Below are 19,863 nucleotides of genomic sequence, written 5' to 3'. Positions count from 1 at the left end.
GGCGGTTTTAGCGTCCGGAAGAATAGAGGGCGAAAAAAATGAACAAAGACCAAACACTTGCAAAACGGAGCCGGAAGGCAGCGCTGTTATCGATTATTCCCGGTGCTGGCCAGATTGCAAACCGGCAGTTTTCAAAGGGGATCCTTTTTCTTGTCATCACAGGCTTGTTTATTTGTGAGTTAGCGGTTTTCGGTTATCAGGCGCTGATCGGCCTCGCGACGCTGGGGACTGTCCCGGGAGAAGATCACTCGCTGTTTCTGTTGATAGAGGGCACGCTGCAATTGATATTGACGCTCGTTTTTCTGATGTTTTACATCTTTAATCTGTATGATGCCCGGAAGACCGCCGCGATGAAAGCGGCGGGTTTGAAAATCAGCGAGACGGCCGGGGACATGATCAGAAATGCAGGTGACAAAGGGTTTCCGTATTTATTTACGCTGCCGGCATACCTCATGATGGTGTTTGTGATTATTTTTCCGGTGCTGGTGACTCTGTTTATCGCGTTTACAAACTACGATTTTTATCATATTCCGCCTAACAGTCTCATCGACTGGGTCGGCTTTAAAAATTTCATGAATATCTTTTTCCTTGGCTCGTATCGGCAAACATTCGCCGATGTACTGGGCTGGACGATCATCTGGACGATCTGTGCGACAACGCTGCAAATTGTTCTCGGCATCGTGACAGCGTTGGTCGTCAATCAAAACTTTATTAAAGGCAAGCGGATGTTCCGAATCATCTTTCTGCTTCCGTGGGCCGTTCCGGCATTTATTACGATTATGAGCTTTGCCAACATTTTTAATGACTCGGCGGGCGCGATGAACGTCCAAGTGATCCCGCTTTTGAACCAGCTCCCGTTCGTCGATATCCCGGCTGTCGCATGGAAGACCGATCCGTTCTGGACAAAGACGGCTTTGATTATGATTCAGACGTGGCTCGGTTTTCCATACATTTATGTCATGGTGACAGGGGTGCTTCAGGCGATTCCCGGAGAGCTTTATGAAGCGGCAAAAATTGACGGCGCGACATTTATTCAGCGCTTTAAACACATTACGCTGCCGATGATTTTATTTGCGACCGCACCGGTGATGATTACCCAGTATACGTTTAATTTCAATAACTTCTCGATCATCTATTTATTTAATGAGGGCGGTCCGGGGAGTGCGGGGGCCGGAGCTGGGTCAACCGACATCTTAATATCCTGGATCTATAAGCTGACGACGGGAACGTCGCCGCAGTATTCCGTGGCGGCTGCTGTCACACTGCTCATTTCTTTCATTGTCATCGGGGTTTCCCTGATTGCTTTTAAGAAATCGAATGCCTTTGGCAATGAGGAGGTCATGTAGATGAGAGGGATTTTCAAAAATACGCGGTTCACCGGGATGCTGAACAAGGTTTTGACCTATATATTTTTGACGTTTTTAAGCATCGTGATTATTTATCCGCTTTTGATCACGGCATCATCCGCATTTCGGGTCGGGAATGTAGCGGCTTTTACACTCGATTTTTCGGGCCAATGGACATTGGACCACTTTAAGCGGCTGTTTGAAGAGACGCTTTACCTCAACTGGTACGGGAATACGCTTGTGATCGCGCTGTCTGTCATGGTGTTCCAGGTGACGATTGTGACGCTTGCCGGCTATACGTACAGCCGCTACCGGTTTGCGGGCCGAAAAAAGAGTCTCATTTTCTTTTTGATCATTCAAATGGTGCCGACGATGGCGGCGCTGACCGCTTTTTACGTCCTGGCCATGCTGATCGGAGCTTTGGACCAATATTGGTTTTTAACTGCAATCTATATCGGCGGCGGAATTCCGATGAACACATGGCTGATGAAGGGCTACTTTGATACAGTACCTAGAGAAATCGATGAAGCGGCGCGGATTGACGGAGCGGGGCACCTGCGGATCTTTGCTTCGGTCGTTCTGCCGCTTGTGAAACCGATGCTTGCTGTCCAGGCGCTGTGGGCGTTTATGGGGCCGTTCGGCGACTATCTGCTGGCGAAATTTCTGCTTCGCTCGCCGGAAAGCCTGACCATCGCCGTCGGTTTGCAGACATTCATCTCCAATCCGCAGCAGCAAAAAGTCGCGCTGTTTGCAGCGGGCGCGATTCTTGCGGCTTTGCCGATTTGCATCTTGTTCTTCTTTCTCCAAAAGAACTTTGTGTCCGGTTTGACATCCGGCGGAACGAAGGGATAAACCGATGAACGACATGAGACACGAAAAGCTGATCGTCCGCTTTCTTAAAGCAGCGGCATCACCGGCGGGCGTCATGCGCTGCAAACATACATTCAGCTGGCTCGAAATTTCTTTTCTGTTTATGTTTTTGACAGCTTGCTTAACGGCGCCCGTGTCGATTGCGTTGATGAAAATGGACCGCTTCAACGCCGGGAATTTGCTCCCAAACGTTGTTCATAAGGCTGACGCGGCATTCATCAAACAATTAAAAGGCTACCAATTGACAAACGGGAGATTGACAGGCGCAGACGAGCTGTACCGTGTGGAGAAAGAGAAAACCTTGCTGGCGGTCGATTTGAAGCATGAATTGAAAACAAGCGGTGAGAACGGCCGGATAAAGGCGGAAGGCGGCTATCAAAACGCGCTCATCTTTCAGTCAGATCATCTGATCATCAGCGATCAAAGCGGAGCGGGGTTTTCTGTCCGCTATCCGGCAAAGGCCGGGCTGAATGATCTGGATGCCGATCATGTAGGGGATTTTATCGGTGCCATGTGGTTTGCCCAATATAAGCCGCTTATCATCATGCTGGCCTGTTCCGCGGTTTTCATCATTTCGCTTTTTGTAACGGCCGTTCTGACGGGAGGCATCTGGATCTCCAAAAAATCCAACATGACCGGGATAAGGTCGTTTAAGGAAGCGGCCGCAGCGGCGGTGTGCGGATCAGCGCTTCCGGCAGCGGCTGCAATGGCTTTTGGTATGATCCGCTTTGACTTCATCATGATGCTGCTCATCCATTCGTGCGGAAGCGCTTTGATGGTCTCTTTCATCTTCAGGCATATATTCAAAACCCGCCATCACAACGAAAATCTTCAGTCAGGAGGAAATCATGGTAAATCAGCGGCTATTTGAGATCGACCAGTGGAAAATCAAAACAAACCAATTTGAAAAAGAACATAAGCGGCTTCAGGAAAGTCTGACATCCTTGGCGAACGGCTATATGGGGATCAGGGGGAATTTTGAAGAAAGCTATTCAGGCGAAAGTCTCAAAGGCACATATATTGCAGGGGTTTGGTTTCCGGACAAAACGCGTGTCGGCTGGTGGAAAAACGGCTATCCCGAATATTTCGGGAAAGTGATCAATGCGATGAATTTCATCGGAATTGATGTATATGTAGACGACGAAAAAGTCGACCTCAATCAAAACGGCATCGAATCGTTTGAATTGGAGCTTAATATGAAGGAAGGCATCCTGCGGAGAAGCGCTGTCGTTCGCGTGAATCAAAAGGCTGTCAAAATTTCGTCGGAGCGCTTTCTTAGTCTTGATGTCCAGCAGCTGTGCGCGATTCATTATGAAGCGGAATGCCTGACCGATGAAGCTGTTATTACACTTGTCCCTTATCTTGATGGCCATGTCGCAAATGAGGATGCCAATTTCGAAGAGCGGTTTTGGCAGGAAGAAGTGAAAGGCGCCGAATCTCATCGCGGTCATCTTGTGACGAAAACGATTGAGAATCCGTTTGGAACGCCGCGTTTTACGGTGGCTGCTTCAATGTGCAATGTGACAGAAGGATATGTCAGCGAGCATTTTCAAACGGATGCGATGTACGCGGAAAACCGCTTCTGTTACGAAGTGAAGCCGGGAACAAAGGCTTCTTTAAAAAAATTGATCATTGTCACAACGTCCCGGGACTTTGAAGAAGCAGAGCTTTTAGTAAAGGGCAGGGCGCTTTTGGCTGATGTTCTTCAGCAGGGATATGAAGAAGCGAAGCGGAGGCATACCGAACATTGGATGGAAAGGTGGGCAAAGGCTGACATTGAAATTAAAGGGGATGATGAGCTTCAGCAGGGCATCCGGTACAACCTCTTTCAGCTTTTCTCGACATACTACGGAACCGATTCGCGCTTAAACATCGGGCCGAAAGGATTCACGGGCGAGAAATACGGAGGAGCCGCCTACTGGGATACTGAGGCGTACGCCGTTCCTGTGTATTTGGCGACGGCCGAGCCGGAGGTGACAAAGAATCTGCTTTTATACCGATATCATCATTTGGAGGCAGCTAAACGGAATGCGGCCAAACTGGGGCTGAAGGGAGCCCTTTATCCGATGGTGACCTTCACAGGCGATGAATGCCACAATGAATGGGAGATCACCTTCGAAGAAATTCACCGCAATGGCGCAATCTGTTATGCGATCTACAATTATGTCAATTACACAGGCGACCGTGACTATATGAAAGAATACGGGATAGACGTTCTCGTCGAAATCAGCAGATTTTGGGCTGACCGTGTCCACTTCTCAAAACGTAACAACAAATATATGATCCACGGCGTTACAGGGCCGAATGAATATGAAAACAATGTCAACAACAACTGGTATACGAATTTGATTGCGTCGTGGACGCTTGAGTACACGCTCGAAAACCTCGCTGTCCTCCCGGAGGAAAAACGCCGCCGGCTTGATATACGGGAAGCCGAAATCGAGAGGTGGAAGGATATCATTGCGAAAATGTACTATCCATACAGTGAGGAATTAAATGTTTTTATTCAGCATGATACATTCCTGGATAAAGAGCTTCAGGCAGCGGATGAGCTTGAACCGGATGACCGCCCGCTCTATCAGAATTGGTCATGGGACAAAATTCTCCGCTCCAGTTTTATTAAGCAGGCGGATGTTCTGCAAGGCATTTATTTCTTTAATCATCGATTTACGACGGAAGAAAAACGGCGCAACTTTGAATTTTATGAACCGATGACGGTTCATGAATCGAGCCTTTCGCCGTCTGTCCATGCGGTGCTGGCGGCTGAACTCAAAATGGAAAAGAAAGCGCTTGAACTGTATAAGCGTACAGCGAGGCTTGATCTGGATAATTACAATCATGACACAGAGGAAGGGCTTCATATTACATCGATGACCGGAAGCTGGCTCGCGATCGTGCAAGGATTTGCCGGCATGCGGACCCAAGATGAGACGCTGTCGTTTGCTCCGTTTTTGCCGAAGGAATGGGACGGTTATGCGTTCAACATCAATTATCGGAACCGGCTAATCAATGTGCAGGTAGAGGAAAACAGCGTCGCCTTCAACCTTGTAAAAGGAGAACCGCTTTCCATGACAGTTTATGGAGAGCAAATCGCACTGAACGGACGGTATGAAAGGAGGATGCCCGATGAGCCAATGGTGGAAAGAGGCAGTCGTGTATCAAATTTACCCGCGGAGTTTTTATGATTCCAACGGAGACGGATTCGGTGATTTGCAGGGCGTGATTCAAAAGCTCGATTACATTAAAAGCCTCGGAGCCGATGTTATCTGGCTGTGTCCTGTGTTTGATTCCCCGCAAGATGACAACGGCTACGACATCAGCGACTACAGAAGCATATACGAAAAGTTCGGGACGAACGATGATATGTTTCAATTGATTGATGAAGTGCATAAACGCGGAATGAAAATCATCATGGATCTTGTCGTGAACCACACGTCTGATGAACATGCCTGGTTTGCCGAAAGCCGCAAGTCAAAGGACAATCCTTACCGTGATTATTATTTTTGGAAAGATCCAAAGGCGGACGGTTCAGAACCGAATAATTGGGGATCGATCTTTTCAGGATCGGCGTGGACATTCGATCAGCGGACAGGGCAGTATTACCTTCACTACTTTTCGAGAAAGCAGCCTGACTTAAACTGGGAGAATGAAGCGGTTCGCCGGGAAGTATACGATTTGATGACGTTTTGGATGGACAGAGGCGTTGACGGCTGGCGGATGGATGTGATCGGTTCCATTTCCAAATACGTCGACTTTCCCGATTATGAAACAGATAACAGCCGTCCTTATGTAGTCGGCCGCTATCATTCAAACGGCCCCCGTCTGCACGAATTTATACAAGAGATGAACCGGGAAGTGCTGTCCCGTTACGACTGCATGACGGTCGGCGAAGCAAACGGCTCAGATGTTGAAGAAGCGATAAAATACACGGATCCAAGCAGACATGAGCTGAACATGATTTTTACATTTGAACATATGGACATCGATACAAAACAACATTCGCCGAATGGGAAATGGCAGATGAAGCCGTTTGATCCGATCGCTTTAAAAAAGACGATGACGAGGTGGCAGGCCGCTTTAATGAATGTCGGCTGGAACACGCTCTATTTCGAAAATCATGATCAACCGAGGGTCATATCCCGCTGGGGCAATGACCGCGAACTGCGCAAACAATGCGCCAAAGCATTTGCAACGGTCTTGCACGGGATGAAGGGAACCCCGTTCATTTATCAGGGAGAAGAAATCGGCATGACAAACAGTGAAATGCCGCTCGAGATGTATGATGATCTCGAAATCAAAAACGCATACCGCGAACTTGTCCTCGAAAATCAAACGATGACAGAGGAAGACTTTCGAAAAGCCGTGGCGAAAAAAGGGCGGGATCACGCGAGAACGCCGATGCAATGGGATGACGGAAAACACGCAGGCTTCACAGATGGAGAGCCTTGGCTGGCGGTAAATCCCCGCTATCAAGAAATCAATGTGAAGGAATCGCTCTCAGATGAAGATTCGATTTTCTATTATTATCAGAAGCTCATCGGGCTGCGCAAACAACATAAAGTTATCGTACATGGAGATTACCAGCTGCTGCTTGAGGATGATCCGCAAATCTTTGCGTATATCCGTGAATACCGGGGCGAAAAGCTGTTAGTCGCCGTGAATTTGTCAGAAGAAAAGGCGCTGTTTCATGCTCCGCCGGAATTGCTTGAAGACAAGTGGGATGTGCTGTTATCCAATTACGCCCGCGATCGGCTTGATATAAGCGGCAGCATGGACATGGAACCCTATGAAGCTTTTATGATGATCAGCCGGGCAAAGGGTTCGACATTATGAAAGCGGTCATTTTTGACTTGGACGGCGTGATCACGGATACGGCCGAGCATCATTATCTCGCTTGGAAACATACTGCCGAACAAATCGGCATTGAGATTGACCGGAGCTTTAATGAACGACTGAAAGGAATCGACAGAGAGCGGTCGCTTAACACGATTTTGATTCACGGCGGTGCGGCCGGAACGTATCGGGAGGCGGAGAAACAAGAGATCATGCGCCGGAAAAATCAATACTACCAACAGCTGATCCAAAACTTGACACCGCATGACCTGTTGCCGGGAATCGCCGGGCTATTTGCCGAATTGAAAAGGGAAAATGTAAGCATCGCGTTAGCTTCGTCAAGCCGAAACGCGCCCGCTATTTTGCAACGGCTCGGGCTCATGGACGAATTTCATGCTGTCGTTGACCCGGCTGCGCTTGCTCGCGGAAAGCCGGACCCCGAAATTTTTTTGACGGCCGCAGCGCTGCTCGGTGTGCCTCCGTCTCAGTGTGCAGCAATCGAAGACGCTGAAGCCGGGATCGCCGCGATCAAATCCGCAGGGATGTTTGCGGTGGGAGTCGGTGATGAGACATCGCTGAGCGGGGCTGATTTGATCGTGCCCGACACAAACGAGCTGACATTTGAGCTGCTGAAGGAAGGATGGCAGCGCTGTTGCTGCATAAGAGAAGACAAATGAATCGTAAAATGGCAGGCCGCCGCTGGCGGCCTTATTTGCAATCAGAGAGGTGAAGGCAAAATTAAGATCAAGGTGTTCGGGAGGCCGTTCGGATATGCTTTTCGAATCGAAACCATCAGGCGATTGAATACCGACCTGTTGCAAATTCTAACGCCTGCGCTTTTCATGAAAAACAGCCTAATCGATCCTTTTAAAAGGATGATTAGGCTGAATGTTTATTGAGACATTTGCAATTTGACAAACTTCCGTTTGCCGACTTGGATAATCATACCGTGTTCGACCGCCACATCCGCATGAATCGATTCTGCTTTGATGCCGTTGATTTTAACGCCACCGTTTTGGATCATTCGGCGGGCTTCGCTTTTGGAAGGGAGGAGTCCGAGCGTCACCAATAAATCGGTGACAGGCACCGTTCCGTCACCTTGCCAGTGTACAGACGTTATATTGTCCGGCGCGCTGTTTTGCTGAAAAACCTTTTTAAACTGCTGTTCGGCCGCTTCGGCCGCCTCGCTTCCATGATACATGTTGACGATGATTTTCCCGAGAAGCATTTTCGCATCTCGCGGATGAACGGCCCCCGTTTCCAAATCTTTGACAAGTCGTTTTTTATCTTCCGCCTCCAGGTTGGTCGCAAGATGGATATATTTTTTCATCAAACTGTCCGGAAGCGACATCGTTTTTCCGAACATTTCATGAGGGTCTTCATCAATGCCGATGTAATTGTTCTTTGATTTCGACATTTTTTCAACCCCGTCAAGTCCTTCGAGCAGCGGCATGAGAATGACGACCTGTTTTTCTTTTCCATACTTTTCCTGAAAGTGTCTGCCCATGAGCACGTTAAAATGCTGATCCGTTCCGCCCAGTTCGATATCGCTGTCGAGAACGACCGAATCATATCCCTGCATCAACGGGTAAAAGAATTCATGAAGCGAAATCGGCTTTTGCATGGCAATTCTTTCTTCAAAATCATCGCGTTCCATTAGACGGGCGACGGTAATTTTGCCCGCGAGCGTAATGACGTCTTCCAAGGTTAATCGTTTCAGCCATTTTGAGTTGTAGTGAAGCTCGACTTTGTTCTGATCAAGCACTTTTCCAAACTGTTGAAAGTATGTTTCGGCATTGCGGCGGACTTCTTCGTCCGTCAGCTGTTTCCTTGCGGCGGATTTTCCTGTCGGATCGCCGATTTTTCCTGTGAAATCGCCGATCAGGAGCTGGACGATATGCCCATTTTCCTGAAATTGGCGCAGCTTATTCAAGACGACAGTGTGGCCTAAATGAACGTCAGGCGCCGACGGATCGAGACCAAGTTTAATTTTCAGCGGTTCGCCGGTCAAAATCGATTTGGCCAGCTTTGCCCGCAGTTCTTCCGGGGGAATGACCTCCTCCGCTCCGTTCATATATAAGTGAAGCTGCCTTTCGACTTCCCGCTTCTCGGCAGTTGTCAGTTGATCAAATTGTTGTTGCTGCATGATAACTCCTCCTTTTTTGTATAAAAAAAGAGCCTCATCCCGATAAGGGACGTGGCTCAAATGCACGCGGTACCACCCTGGTTGAAGACCTCCGTCTTCCGCTCTATTTCAGATAACGGTTTCCCGTTCTTTGCTACTTGAAGGTTCACAAAGAAAGCTCGGGGAGGTAATTCGCGTCTGCCTTTGTACCGGCTCGCACCAGCCGCCGGCTCTCTGGAACAGGGAGACAGCCCGCTACTTGTTCCCGTCGTTGCTTATGGTTTATGAAGATTGTCGTTCACTTTTCGAAGGAGCTCGATCAATGTATTCTGCTCCTCTTTTGTCATGCCTTTGATCAGCATTGTTTCCCCTTTGTGGAACGCCGGATAGAGCTCTTCAATAGCGGCTTTTCCTTCAGGGGTGATCTCGGCGTATACGTGTCTGCGGTCTCGCGGATCCGTGCTTTTTCCGCAAAAGTTCTTTTTTTCAAGCGTTTTAATGACATTGCTCGCAGTGGCTGTTGAAATGCCTGACAGTTCAGCGAGTTTTCTCGTTTCAAGTCTGCCCCATACCCATAGATCGTAAAGAATCGAAAAAGCCGTCCATGACAATTGATATGAGGAAAGGATCTCGGTCTCCATTTTGACGCGGAGCTTTTGCGCTGACCGGTAAAGGTTGGTGGCAACCGAAATGGCTTCAAGATTCAAGGACTCGATCGGCATGCGTTTCAGCTTGATGAGTGTGTCGTGTTCTTCCTGTCGAAGATGGGGGGATCTATCCAAATCGTGACGCCTGCCTTTTTATTTTCAGAATCATTAGCTATGAAACGAATTTTAACAGATGGTTTTCATCCATGCAAGCCCTTTTTTGATATGACGAGAAAAGCCGGCATCATGATGATGACCGGCTCTTGTTTCAGCTATTTTTTGGTGATCTGTTTGCGGCGCACTTCAACCCGATCCCCTTTTTGAATGTTGTCATACTGTTTTTTCGAGACGAGGACGGCATGTTCTTTTCCGTTTTGATCTTCAATCAACAGCCAATATCTTTTTTCTTTTCGTTCAGAGAGCGCTTTTTCTTTGATTCCGGCGGTGCGGAGCATGCTTTTTTGTTCTGCTGTATATCCGCCCGCGTGGAAGATCATCCAGTATGGAAAGTAGTAATTCAAAAAGGCTGATCCAGCAGGATTTTGATTGAGTGTCCGCTTGATGCTCCCTTTGTACAGGGCATTGGACGGCAGTGTCCGCTGGATGGCGTTGAACTGACTGCTCTTGTTTAAATATTGTCGGCTCGCAGACTGATTCATATAACTGCGCATTCTCTGGTTGACTGAACCCGGACGTGTTTTTAAAGAGCTGTTATTAGCCGAGGAACTCGAAGCCTTGGTTCCGGATGTTCCATTGCTGCCTGTTGCCTCTGCTTGAGCAAAAGGCAGCAAGAGAGACAGCGCCATGATCAAAATAAGAGGAGCGCTTTTTTTCTTCATTGTTCATCACTGCTTTTTTGTTCCACTTTATCTTTGACGACGCCCTCAAGCGGCTCCTGGTCATATTTGATGTATGGGGGACGGTAGATGAAGGCTTCATGATCGCGGATTTTAATATAAGGCTGTTCGACATTTTCCACATTTTCTACATATTTTTTGAAAGTCTCCGTCTTTTCTTTCCCATTTTTCACGTATGATGCTTTCAGTAAAGGTGCTTTGTCGGATTCGCTGTCATTCACGTAATCAAACCATACGAGATCGTATTTTTGAATGGAATGGTCTTCTGAGACCTCCTGTGAACGGTCTGAAGCGGATGATGAACATCCAGATAGGGGAACGGCGAAAAGCATCGCAGCCGCGGATAACGAGATCAGTTTCGATTTTTTCACTGTGATCATCCTATTCATTTTGGTTTCTCTTTTATATACGAACGATCCCGGCAAAGGTGTCATCTGTTCTTGATAGTCTGGTAGAAAACTGGGCGTAATAATTGCATTTTAAACGTAAACAAACTGTAAAATACCATTTCTATGAAAAAAGGTATAATTTGAATGTCAGAAAAAAATCCCATTCACGGAGGATATTTTTATATGAAGAAGATACTTTTTTCTGTTTTTGTTTTGGCAGGCAGCTTGCTATTGGCATTCAATTTTGCCGGTGAGGCGAGTGCTAAAACGAAAAAAGTCAGCGGCTACATCACTTGGTACAACGGCGTGGGCAAAGTCGGCGCTGACGGCAAAAGGCTCGGCCATTGGGACTGCGCCACAAAGATGGGCTTCGATGTTCCGAGAAAAGGCACAAAAATAAGAGCCTATTCTAAAGCAAAACCAAAGAAAGTCATTACAGTCTATAAATATGATGTCGGCAGAATGCCGGGCGCTGTGTTGGATGTAAGCCCGAAAGCTTTTAGAGCTTTGGGATTTCCGACAAGCAAAGGAAAGGTAGCCGGACATTATACATATAAAAAATAGGAGAAAAGAAGCAAGGAAAATCGTTTTCTTGCTTCTTTCAATTGGCGGGGGCGAATATGAAAAAAGTCTTTGTGTTTTTGTTGGCGGCCGTCATTTTAGCCGCAGGCGCATTTGCGGCCTTCCGCTATTTCGTCCCGGAAAAAGCGGAGCCGGCAAAGGGCGGCGGTTCGGACCTGCTCGTATCGATAACCGATCAGAAGCTGATGACCGCTTACTATGAAAATCAAAATAAGCTGTATGAAGAAAAGATGACGGATTACCCGGCTGCGGCATTAGACCGGAAAAAACGCATTCTTTATTATACGAACACCGATAACAGCAATATGAAGCATTTGATCAGGCTGGATTTGCAGTCGGGCGAAAAAACAACCCTATATTCAGGGGATGAATATGTCGACGGACTCAGTTTATCGGCGGACGGTTCGAAGCTGTTCATGCGATACAACCTTGCGGAGGAGAGAAATTTTCACCTCGCTTCCTTTGATTTAAAACAAAAGGCGTTTCACGTCATTTATCCATCGTTAAACAACAAGGACGAGAGCGTCAGCTACTATCAGTACAACAAAGCGAACAATCAATTCGTTATACTGCATTATTCATTGAAAGAAGACTATCAAAAAACAGATGAGGCGAACAGCAAAGGAGTGCCACCCAAACCGACGAATATGAACATTTCCCTGGCGGATGAGAAAGATCAGCACCAGGTGAAAACGATCGCAAAATTTATCAATGACACGGCAATTTCGCCGGATGGCAAAACGATCGTCTTTACAGAATCGGCTGATGATCAGAAGTCGATTTATGCGATGGATGCCGAAACGAAAAAATATAAAGCGATCATTTCAGATCAGCGGGCATTTTCATTAGTCGACTCAGCACAACCGCAATTCTCGAAAGACGGGAAAAAACTTTACTTTCTCGCTGAAGCAAAAGATGCGAAGCTGCTTGAAGATGAAACGGGGAGCGAAGCAAGGGTGAGAACGATTTATTCGTATGATATGGATACGAAAAAAGTGAGCAAAGCCTGGGAAAAAACAAACGGAATTATCAACACCTTTTCCGTTATTGACGAATAATGAGCATCAGCCGGCACAAACAGTCTGTGCCGGCTGATGTTTTATCATGAGCCGTTTGCCTGAGACGCCGCAGCCGAGCTCGTCATAATGGCGATTGCTGCCGTCTGTTGTGCTTGAATAACGGCTTCAAGCGTTTGATAAAGTCCTGTTTCCAGAAGCGTCGGATCTTCCGTTTTTTCGCTCATGTACAAATTGACAGCCGTTTTCAGATTCATGTCTTTCTGCCACCTGAACAGTTTATCGCTGTTCAATGCGCCTGCCATGATTGTGATGGCATCTATGTCTTTTTCACCGTTCTCAAGCAATGCAAGCAGTCCGATTTCCGGGTAATGGACAGGCTTCGGTCTTCTATGCTTTTTTGTCAATTCATCGTATATCCGAAGGGAGCGGGCGACAAGCTGATCGGAATCCCGCTCCGGCAAAAGCGAGAGGATGTGGCTGAGAAACTGCAAATCGTTCCCTTTGCGAAAACCCGCTTGGTTCAGCTTTTGGTAAAACGCTTCGATATAGTCGATCAGTTCACCTGTTTCCATGTCTGAACCGGCCAAAAGCACGGCGAGCGGGTAATCGCCGGCCGATGTTAAAAAGACGTGCTTGTCCTTCATTCCTTTGTAAATAGACAAAGCCCGATTGATTTTGTCTTCATGATCATGCTCATCAGGATATTTTGTCAAAAGGATAAGTGCGGACAAGTAGGTGAAAATGCTTTTTTTGAATCCGTTGCCGGTCAGTTTTTCGTAAATAATGAAAAAAGGTCTGATATGCGTTTCAGGTTCTTCGAAGCGCACGTCAAACATAGCGGCGAATGTATAGCGATGGGCCGACTTTAACGGCGAAAATGTCCCGGCGGCCTGTTTGACGGCCTCACTAAGCGTTAAAAACCGTTCTTTATTAAAAGGCCGCTTGTTGACGACATACATGGAAGCAATCATCATCAATGTCCGCTGATCTGTGACTTTCCATTTTAAATCGCTTTTTAACTCAGAGTAAATTGCTTTATATTGATCCAATCGCTGCTGCAGTTTAGCAGATGCCATTTTATCTGTCTCCTTCCTCGGTTTGCGTCGTTTTTGTATATACGAAGCAAAGGAAAATAAGTTTCATGGATTTGGCATCATACCGGGCTTTTGCTTAATAATATGGAAAAGGATACAGCGCGGCAATAATAACAAACGGGAAGATCCTGCTCCTGAACCGTCGGAATCGCCGGCGCGGATATCCGTATCCGCCGTAAAACTGCCTTTCATCTGTCACGTCTTCGGGAATGAGGAGAGATGCTTCCTGACGGTTCACCCCTTCAAGGATCCCGTGAACGGAACGGCCGTCCTTCATTTTCAGCACGACGTGATAGTGCATGTATTTGCGGCATAAATCGTGCAAAGACCTTTGATGATCATGGGGCATTGAGCAAACGGCATCTTTCGGAACACTCATATTCATTTCCATCTCCTTTTAGATTTATGGTATTCATCTAATGGATGAATGTTCCGGCTTGGAACGGTGAAGCCGTGGTATATGTAAAAAAGCCGATATGAATCGGCTTTAAAGATCAATGGTCAGCACTTCTTTCTGCGGCACTTGAAACGGTCGTCGTCATCATCAGAAAAACACTTTCTTTTTCTGCATTTGAACCGGTCATCGTCAGAGCTGCGGGTTTTATCCGTTTTAACGGTTTTATCCGTATTATTTGTTTTATCCGTTTTATCCGTTTTATCGGTATCCGCCGAACGCAGCGCTTTCCTTGACTGTCTTTCTTTTTCCCGCTCAGGGCTGTATGGATCGTAATTGTCATAGTACTCTTCGTAGCTGCTCATTTTGAGGCAATCACCGCCTTTGGGTCATGATATGATAATGTATTATAAAGAGGGGCGTTTTGCCTGTGCATATGTAATGGTTTGTTGTGCCGTAAATAAGCTGATCAACTGACAAAATTCAACATTGAATAAAAGGATTTTTCGTTTCAACCGCTAATATTATTATGTATCAACTATTTTTTTACGGCTGCGCCTGCCGATGCTTGCGAGAAAGCATTCAGGCGGACAGTCTGATAGGATAGAAGGAGCGGAATGCCAATGAAACGATCCGAAAGTGAAGGAGAGTACTTATGAAAAATAGTAGAAAAAAAGAAATCTTATCGTGGGTGAAAACACTTGTCATAGCCGCCGCGCTTGTCATGGTTTGCCGCTATTTTCTGTTTACGCCGTCAACTGTTTTGGGAGATTCAATGTATCCGACTTTAGAGGACGGCAACATGGTCATGGTTAGTAAAATCAGCGATATTCAGCGCTTTGATAAAATTATTTTTCACGCGCCTGATTCAGATGAAAACTATGTGAAAAGGGTGATCGGCCTCCCGGGGGATACGATCGAAATGAAGGACGATGTCCTTTATATTAACGGAAAAGTATATGATGAGCCTTATTTAAAGAAAAACAAACAAAAGCTGACGCTTCATGAACATTTAACAGATAATTTCACACTGGAGAAATTAACCGGCAAACAAAAGGTGCCGGAAGACCACTTGTTCGTGATGGGTGATAACCGTCAAAACAGCAAGGACAGCCGCTTTTTCGGATTTATTACAATGGACTCCGTTGTCGGCAAAGTTGAGTTCCGTTATTTTCCTTTCAATGAGATCGGCGGAATAGAATAGAAACGAAAAAGGCTTCCCATGATACGAATGGGAAGTTTTTTGGTTGTTAGCGCCCAGTTTTGGATGTCACAGATGCTCTCTAAATAAAAAGGGATTGCCATGTTTGATTGTTGATTATAATTTATCATTGAAACAATAATAACTAAAAAATCCTCGATTTAACAATTTAGTGTATGGTATTCTTTAAGCACAAATATTGTTCACTTTTACTATACATATTATTGGGGGGATAAATGGAATCAAAAAATAGTATAACTTACACCGTCTATAACTGTATTTTTCTCTCTGAAAAGTTAGTTTTTTAGTTGTTCTAAATCAGAGGTTTCAGCTTTTCTAAGGAGTAATCTTGATTTTTTTATTTTCAATTCTTACGTTGTTGCTGCGATGATTGACATAAATTCTGATAGGAGGTCATTATGTTTAATACACAACAGAGAGATAAGCTGCTAGAACTGAAGAAAAAGTTTGGAAGTGGTTTTATCGCAGTTTTCTATATCTCTATTCTTCTTTCCGTGTGTACGTTTTTTATAGAATACAAATATTTTCTCATTGTATTATTCGCGCCCACTATTATTGTAATGTTAATCAACCCTCCTTTTTCCGAAAAAAAGGGTGTGTTTCGTTTCATTGCCGGCCTTTATTTGCTTTTATTGGCACTGGCAACATACTTGTGGCTTTAGGCATGAAAAATCCGGACTGTCATCAGCGCGAGGTTTTTTCGAATAGGAGAGAGGTTGGTTATTTTCGGCCCGCGGAGAAAAGGTGAATTTACGTTTAATGCTTTTGCTGCCAAAATCTCGAAAATCCGGCAAGCTTGACTTGAATGGTTCTCATCACCAGAAAACAGAATGAATTGGATAAAAATAGGGCAGGTTATAAAAGTCCGACCTTTTTTATCAATAATCTGAAAGGCTGCCTACAGTGATAATGGGGAGCCTTTTTAGCATTCGCACATTTTGGAGAGCGGGGGTTTGAAACATTGTCTGTACAGTGAAATAATGAAAAAAGAAACTGGACAACAAGGAGGATGAACAGATGAAAGTGTTTGTAGTGGGGGCGAACGGACAAATCGGGCGCCGTTTGACGAAAAGCTTGAATGAGAGCGATGAACATCAAGTCAGAGCAATGGTGAGAAACGAAGAGCAGGCGCAGGCTTTGAAACAATCGGGAATAGAAACCGCGCTCGCTAATTTAGAAGGCACCGTGGAAAGCATCGCAGAAGCGGCGAAAGGCTGCGACGCGATTGTCTTTACCGCCGGCTCAGGCGGCAAAACGGGCGCTGATAAAACGCTTTTGGTGGATTTGGATGGGGCGGTTAAAACGATCGAAGCTGCCGAAAAAGCGGGCATCCGCCGTTTTATTATGGTCAGCACATTGCAGGCACACCGCCGTGAAAATTGGAGTGAAGCGTTAAAGCCGTATTATGTCGCCAAACATTATGCGGATCGGATTCTTGAAGGCAGCGGATTAAACTACACGATTATCCGTCCGGGAGGCCTGTTAAACGAACCGGGTACAGGCCGGGTGAAAGCGGCGGAAAACCTTGAGCGCAGAACGATTCCGCGAGAAGATGTGGCTGATACCATCTTGGCGGCGCTCGCTGAAGAGCATACATTCCGGCGTTCATTCGATTTGGTTTCGGGTGATCAAACGCCCGCCGAGGCGCTTAAATCGATATGAAAGTGATTCGGGGAACCTGTGGTCAGAAGGTTCCCCGGCGTTTTTACAGAAGCGGAATATAGATGGTCATCTTCATCTCGTTGGGCGGCACCGAACGGCACACATCAGTCACTTCAAAGTCCGGTCCTTCTGTTCTCTCGTAATTGGTATTCATCAGCCATGATCCATAGATGTATCTTCTTGTGTTCTGCACGGATTCGGTCGATCCGTGCACATGAAATACGGCGTATTTGCCGCCGGGAATTTTCATATACATAAGCGGCTCCGGCACTTCTCCGGCTGCTGTTTCGCGAACGGCTTCCCCGATGATAAATGAGAAACCTCCGTCATCCTGGAAGCGGCATGACAGCCCGTAACACATATTCGGATCTGTTTTTTGAGGGATTTGCATAAAGTATCCATTTCTGCCGAAATCGTTGTAGAATTTCGGGATATCTTCGAAATACTTTTCCTCGTTTAAATTTGTCCGGTACTCATATCCGATCATATGTATATCGTTTAAATGAGTGATGTGCGGCTTTGGGATGTTCATATCTCCAGTCATCCTTTCTTTATATTCGAGAAAATTCATTTTGGTTTGAAAATCAAGCTTGACCTTTGCTTTGCGGTACTTGGCCGGAGTGATGCCGAAATACTGTGAGAATGCCCTGCCGAAAGCTTCCTGTGAGCCATAGCCAAAATCGATTGCGATATCGAGAATGGAACGGTCCGTTTTCTCAAGCAGAAGCGCAGCTTCAGACAGACGCCGGTTGCGAATGTACTGATAAACGGAAAAACCGGAGATCGCCTGAAAAAGCCTTTGAAAATGAAATGGGGAGAAACATGATTTAGCCGCAATATCCGTAATGTTTAAATCGTTTTGAAGGTGTTCTTCGATAAAATGAACCGCGTTTTGAATTCTTTCGTAATCATCCATATTCATCCACAGCCTTTACGATTTGATGATCTTATTGTACAGGATCAAGCGATGGTTTTTTTGATGATTTGTGCTTTTTTAAAAGCCTCCAAATGCGGAGGCTTTTTCTTATTGATGACGAATATCGGTTACTTCAAGAGGGCGCATCATATCGTAATCTTCGTGCTCCAGAATGTGGCAGTGCCACACATATCTGCCGCTGTACGGCGCGAAGGTTGCGATAATCCGCGTCACCGAGCCAGGAGGTACTTTGACGGTGTCTTTCAGCCCCTTTTCATTCTGTGCCGGTGGAGCTGCCGGACCTGTAAAGACTAGTTCTCCGTTTTCCTGATACCGTTCGATATCAAACGGCCGGTGGTCGAGAATCAAAAATTGGACAAGATGTAAATGGATCGGATGGATCGCTCTTCCGGCATTGATGATCGACCAGATCTCAGTGCTGCCGAGGGTTGGAGTTTCAGTTACCGGTTCATGCCATTTTGTGTTGTTTAAAAGCAGTACAGGTCTTCCATATTGGTCAAGGGACGCGCCCAACGACAGATTTCTAAGGGTATTGATCTTGTGTCTCCGGTAAAATGGGCGTTTTCTCAATATTCTCGGCAATGAACTTGTATCTTTTTGCTTCAATGGTTTTGAGATGCGGAATTGCATGATGTCGGCATCTGTATCGGGATCCGCGTCTTGTCCGCCGCAGCCGATCCGGTTTTTCAATGTCACGGTTTTTCCTTCAGCTCGTGAAAAATCAACGATGATATCGCATCTTTCAGCCGGTGCGATCACCAGTTCATTGACTTTAACCGGATGTTGCAGAAGACCACCGTCTGTGCCGATTTGGTGAAATGTGATGTCATGATCGAAATACAGCTCAAAGATTCTCGTATTGGAGGCGTTCAGTATCCGAAAACGGTATTTTCGAGGTTCCAGTTCATCATAAGGCCATACCTTGCCGTTGACTAAAATGGTATCACCGCAAAAAGCCGGAACAATCGACGGGTCGGGAAGATCCGGCGAAGGGTTGTCAGGCTGCCGCGGATAAAACAATGAACCATCTTCATGAAAGGACTTATCCTGAATCAAGAGCGGAATTTCATATTCTCCCTTCGGCAAGTTCAATGACCGCTCTTCCCTGTCGCGGATAAAATATAAACCGACAAGCCCCGCATATACATTCAGCCTTGTGATGGCCATTGCATGATCGTGATACCAGAGAGCCGTAGCATCCTGCTCATTCGGATATTCATACACCTCCCTTTCAAAAAAAGGGCCTTTGACTTGAAAATCTTTAGTGTACCAGGCTTCCGGGTAACCGTCGCTATCAGGCGGTGTCCGGCCTCCATGCAGATGAACGACCGTTTTGACTTCATGTTCATGATGGCCGTCGTCATGAATTGTATGGTCGATGGGGAGAAAATGATGATCCGGAAGCTTATTCAACCATTTGACCGCGACTTTTTCGTGTTTTTGCACTTCAAAGGTGGGGCCGGGATAGACCCCGTTATATCCAAACAGCCGGGTCGGCGGCAGATCGCGGTGGAGCTGCTGCTGAAATTCTTTCATCGTGACTTCATAATAGGTCATTTCCTTGCTTTTGCTGTGGGGTTTAAGCACTTTCGGAATGGGGAGTTTGTCAACGAATTTTTCAAGTTTCATGTTTCACCTGTCCTCTTTTGTTCTAATGAAAAGATCATTACATTATAAGACGGGTTGCATGGTCTGGTTCCTCATGATGAGAATAAGAAATGTAATTTGTGCTGAGAATGTTAAAAAAAAGAATCGATCATGACAAGAAGATGAACAGAATATTTCCTAACGATTAAAAATTGCCTTAAGGCATGCTTCGCGGAGGAAGAAAGGCGGGGATGATGATACATTATGTGTAAACCCTTTCTTATGGGGCGAAGCGGTCT

Annotated in this window: 20 protein-coding genes and 1 other annotated feature; of the genes, 11 read left to right on the top strand and 9 right to left on the bottom strand. The window is 46.2% G+C overall.

Annotated elements, in window-relative coordinates; genetic code table 11:
• Nucleotides 1-38 precede the first annotated feature (38 nt).
• From M1E03_RS18180 to pgmB, 6 genes are read left to right on the top strand one after another with little or no spacing between them, the layout of a single operon-like run.
• Nucleotides 39-1,346, top strand: coding sequence for a carbohydrate ABC transporter permease (locus M1E03_RS18180; RefSeq protein WP_020450401.1), 1,308 nt, complete (start codon nucleotides 39-41; stop codon nucleotides 1,344-1,346).
• Nucleotides 1,347-2,198, top strand: a complete 852-nt coding sequence (locus tag M1E03_RS18175; RefSeq protein ID WP_023855564.1) for a sugar ABC transporter permease — start codon at nucleotides 1,347-1,349, stop codon at nucleotides 2,196-2,198.
• Nucleotides 2,199-2,202: 4 nt separating this feature from the next.
• A complete protein-coding gene (locus M1E03_RS18170; RefSeq protein ID WP_458110548.1) occupies nucleotides 2,203-3,087 on the top strand; it encodes a DUF1189 domain-containing protein in 885 nt (294 codons plus the stop codon).
• Complete coding sequence (locus M1E03_RS18165) at nucleotides 3,065-5,401, top strand: glycoside hydrolase family 65 protein (protein WP_458110547.1); 2,337 nt, start codon at nucleotides 3,065-3,067, stop codon at nucleotides 5,399-5,401. Before M1E03_RS18170 ends, M1E03_RS18165 begins: the two co-directional genes overlap by 23 nt.
• Complete coding sequence (locus M1E03_RS18160; protein ID WP_458110546.1) at nucleotides 5,343-7,049, top strand: glycoside hydrolase family 13 protein; 1,707 nt, start codon at nucleotides 5,343-5,345, stop codon at nucleotides 7,047-7,049. The genes M1E03_RS18165 and M1E03_RS18160 overlap by 59 nt, the downstream gene beginning before the upstream one ends.
• On the top strand, nucleotides 7,046-7,726 hold the full coding sequence (pgmB, locus tag M1E03_RS18155) for a beta-phosphoglucomutase (protein WP_020450406.1): 681 nt from the start codon (nucleotides 7,046-7,048) through the stop codon (nucleotides 7,724-7,726). Before M1E03_RS18160 ends, pgmB begins: the two co-directional genes overlap by 4 nt.
• A 215-nt stretch (nucleotides 7,727-7,941) precedes the next feature.
• Here pgmB and tyrS read toward each other — a convergent pair whose 3' ends face one another.
• The 4 genes from tyrS to M1E03_RS18135 all read right to left on the bottom strand — a co-directional run bounded on the left by tyrS (nucleotide 7,942) and on the right by M1E03_RS18135 (nucleotide 11,058).
• Nucleotides 7,942-9,195, bottom strand: a complete 1,254-nt coding sequence (tyrS, locus tag M1E03_RS18150; protein WP_105980761.1) for a tyrosine--tRNA ligase — start codon at nucleotides 9,193-9,195, stop codon at nucleotides 7,942-7,944.
• Between the two features lie 42 nt (nucleotides 9,196-9,237).
• Nucleotides 9,238-9,455 (bottom strand) — a binding site (T-box leader).
• Complete coding sequence (locus M1E03_RS18145; protein ID WP_223254891.1) at nucleotides 9,450-9,896, bottom strand: MarR family transcriptional regulator; 447 nt, start codon at nucleotides 9,894-9,896, stop codon at nucleotides 9,450-9,452. It overlaps the preceding feature by 6 nt.
• A gap of 197 nt (nucleotides 9,897-10,093) precedes the next feature.
• On the bottom strand, nucleotides 10,094-10,660 hold the full coding sequence (locus M1E03_RS18140) for a hypothetical protein (protein WP_105980762.1): 567 nt from the start codon (nucleotides 10,658-10,660) through the stop codon (nucleotides 10,094-10,096).
• Nucleotides 10,657-11,058 (bottom strand): hypothetical protein, encoded by a 402-nt coding sequence (locus M1E03_RS18135; protein WP_206761178.1) that lies wholly within the window; start codon nucleotides 11,056-11,058, stop codon nucleotides 10,657-10,659. Before M1E03_RS18135 ends, M1E03_RS18140 begins: the two co-directional genes overlap by 4 nt.
• Before the next feature lie 192 nt (nucleotides 11,059-11,250).
• Here M1E03_RS18135 and M1E03_RS18130 point away from each other — a divergent pair, with 192 nt between their 5' ends.
• Nucleotides 11,251-11,631, top strand: coding sequence for an RlpA-like double-psi beta-barrel domain-containing protein (locus M1E03_RS18130; protein ID WP_020450411.1), 381 nt, complete (start codon nucleotides 11,251-11,253; stop codon nucleotides 11,629-11,631).
• 56 nt (nucleotides 11,632-11,687) lie between these two features.
• Complete coding sequence (locus M1E03_RS18125) at nucleotides 11,688-12,707, top strand: PD40 domain-containing protein (RefSeq protein ID WP_023855572.1); 1,020 nt, start codon at nucleotides 11,688-11,690, stop codon at nucleotides 12,705-12,707.
• A 44-nt stretch (nucleotides 12,708-12,751) separates the two neighbouring features.
• Here the strand turns inward: M1E03_RS18125 and M1E03_RS18120 are convergent, their stop codons facing one another.
• The 3 genes from M1E03_RS18120 to M1E03_RS18110 all read right to left on the bottom strand — a co-directional run bounded on the left by M1E03_RS18120 (nucleotide 12,752) and on the right by M1E03_RS18110 (nucleotide 14,521).
• Nucleotides 12,752-13,744, bottom strand: a complete 993-nt coding sequence (locus M1E03_RS18120) for a DUF4003 domain-containing protein (protein ID WP_035337070.1) — start codon at nucleotides 13,742-13,744, stop codon at nucleotides 12,752-12,754.
• Between the two features lie 94 nt (nucleotides 13,745-13,838).
• Nucleotides 13,839-14,147, bottom strand: a complete 309-nt coding sequence (locus M1E03_RS18115; protein ID WP_020450414.1) for a hypothetical protein — start codon at nucleotides 14,145-14,147, stop codon at nucleotides 13,839-13,841.
• Between the two features lie 116 nt (nucleotides 14,148-14,263).
• The gene (locus tag M1E03_RS18110) at nucleotides 14,264-14,521 is read right to left on the bottom strand and encodes a hypothetical protein (RefSeq protein ID WP_023855575.1); all 258 of its coding nucleotides are present in this window, start codon (nucleotides 14,519-14,521) and stop codon (nucleotides 14,264-14,266) included.
• A 290-nt stretch (nucleotides 14,522-14,811) separates the two neighbouring features.
• Between M1E03_RS18110 and lepB the strand changes: the two genes are divergently transcribed.
• The 3 genes from lepB to M1E03_RS18095 all read left to right on the top strand — a co-directional run bounded on the left by lepB (nucleotide 14,812) and on the right by M1E03_RS18095 (nucleotide 17,040).
• Nucleotides 14,812-15,360 (top strand): signal peptidase I, encoded by a 549-nt coding sequence (gene lepB, locus M1E03_RS18105; protein ID WP_020450416.1) that lies wholly within the window; start codon nucleotides 14,812-14,814, stop codon nucleotides 15,358-15,360.
• A gap of 416 nt (nucleotides 15,361-15,776) precedes the next feature.
• The gene (locus M1E03_RS18100; RefSeq protein WP_033155046.1) at nucleotides 15,777-16,040 is read left to right on the top strand and encodes a hypothetical protein; all 264 of its coding nucleotides are present in this window, start codon (nucleotides 15,777-15,779) and stop codon (nucleotides 16,038-16,040) included.
• Between the two features lie 355 nt (nucleotides 16,041-16,395).
• The gene (locus tag M1E03_RS18095; RefSeq protein ID WP_023855576.1) at nucleotides 16,396-17,040 is read left to right on the top strand and encodes an SDR family oxidoreductase; all 645 of its coding nucleotides are present in this window, start codon (nucleotides 16,396-16,398) and stop codon (nucleotides 17,038-17,040) included.
• A gap of 43 nt (nucleotides 17,041-17,083) precedes the next feature.
• Here the strand turns inward: M1E03_RS18095 and M1E03_RS18090 are convergent, their stop codons facing one another.
• Both M1E03_RS18090 and M1E03_RS18085 read right to left on the bottom strand, forming a co-directional pair.
• Nucleotides 17,084-17,956 (bottom strand): AraC family transcriptional regulator, encoded by an 873-nt coding sequence (locus M1E03_RS18090; protein WP_257475303.1) that lies wholly within the window; start codon nucleotides 17,954-17,956, stop codon nucleotides 17,084-17,086.
• A 108-nt stretch (nucleotides 17,957-18,064) separates the two neighbouring features.
• On the bottom strand, nucleotides 18,065-19,606 hold the full coding sequence (locus M1E03_RS18085; RefSeq protein ID WP_229129509.1) for a multicopper oxidase family protein: 1,542 nt from the start codon (nucleotides 19,604-19,606) through the stop codon (nucleotides 18,065-18,067).
• Nucleotides 19,607-19,863 lie beyond the last annotated feature (257 nt).

The organism is Bacillus sp. PK6-013, from assembly GCF_054161445.1.
The sequence above is the reverse complement of the archived record's forward strand: the minus strand, read 5'-3'. Positions and strand labels throughout refer to the sequence as shown.

Coding starts and splice junctions, on each gene's coding strand:
- M1E03_RS18180 (WP_020450401.1), top strand. CDS start 39: ATGAACAAAGACCAAACACTTGCAAAACGGAGCCGGAAGGCAGCGCTG.
- M1E03_RS18175 (WP_023855564.1), top strand. CDS start 1,347: ATGAGAGGGATTTTCAAAAATACGCGGTTCACCGGGATGCTGAACAAG.
- M1E03_RS18170 (WP_458110548.1), top strand. CDS start 2,203: ATGAACGACATGAGACACGAAAAGCTGATCGTCCGCTTTCTTAAAGCA.
- M1E03_RS18165 (WP_458110547.1), top strand. CDS start 3,065: ATGGTAAATCAGCGGCTATTTGAGATCGACCAGTGGAAAATCAAAACA.
- M1E03_RS18160 (WP_458110546.1), top strand. CDS start 5,343: ATGAGCCAATGGTGGAAAGAGGCAGTCGTGTATCAAATTTACCCGCGG.
- pgmB (WP_020450406.1), top strand. CDS start 7,046: ATGAAAGCGGTCATTTTTGACTTGGACGGCGTGATCACGGATACGGCC.
- tyrS (WP_105980761.1), bottom strand. CDS start 9,195: ATGCAGCAACAACAATTTGATCAACTGACAACTGCCGAGAAGCGGGAA.
- M1E03_RS18145 (WP_223254891.1), bottom strand. CDS start 9,896: ATGCCGATCGAGTCCTTGAATCTTGAAGCCATTTCGGTTGCCACCAAC.
- M1E03_RS18140 (WP_105980762.1), bottom strand. CDS start 10,660: ATGAAGAAAAAAAGCGCTCCTCTTATTTTGATCATGGCGCTGTCTCTC.
- M1E03_RS18135 (WP_206761178.1), bottom strand. CDS start 11,058: ATGATCACAGTGAAAAAATCGAAACTGATCTCGTTATCCGCGGCTGCG.
- M1E03_RS18130 (WP_020450411.1), top strand. CDS start 11,251: ATGAAGAAGATACTTTTTTCTGTTTTTGTTTTGGCAGGCAGCTTGCTA.
- M1E03_RS18125 (WP_023855572.1), top strand. CDS start 11,688: ATGAAAAAAGTCTTTGTGTTTTTGTTGGCGGCCGTCATTTTAGCCGCA.
- M1E03_RS18120 (WP_035337070.1), bottom strand. CDS start 13,744: ATGGCATCTGCTAAACTGCAGCAGCGATTGGATCAATATAAAGCAATT.
- M1E03_RS18115 (WP_020450414.1), bottom strand. CDS start 14,147: ATGAATATGAGTGTTCCGAAAGATGCCGTTTGCTCAATGCCCCATGAT.
- M1E03_RS18110 (WP_023855575.1), bottom strand. CDS start 14,521: ATGAGCAGCTACGAAGAGTACTATGACAATTACGATCCATACAGCCCT.
- lepB (WP_020450416.1), top strand. CDS start 14,812: ATGAAAAATAGTAGAAAAAAAGAAATCTTATCGTGGGTGAAAACACTT.
- M1E03_RS18100 (WP_033155046.1), top strand. CDS start 15,777: ATGTTTAATACACAACAGAGAGATAAGCTGCTAGAACTGAAGAAAAAG.
- M1E03_RS18095 (WP_023855576.1), top strand. CDS start 16,396: ATGAAAGTGTTTGTAGTGGGGGCGAACGGACAAATCGGGCGCCGTTTG.
- M1E03_RS18090 (WP_257475303.1), bottom strand. CDS start 17,956: ATGGATGATTACGAAAGAATTCAAAACGCGGTTCATTTTATCGAAGAA.
- M1E03_RS18085 (WP_229129509.1), bottom strand. CDS start 19,606: ATGAAACTTGAAAAATTCGTTGACAAACTCCCCATTCCGAAAGTGCTT.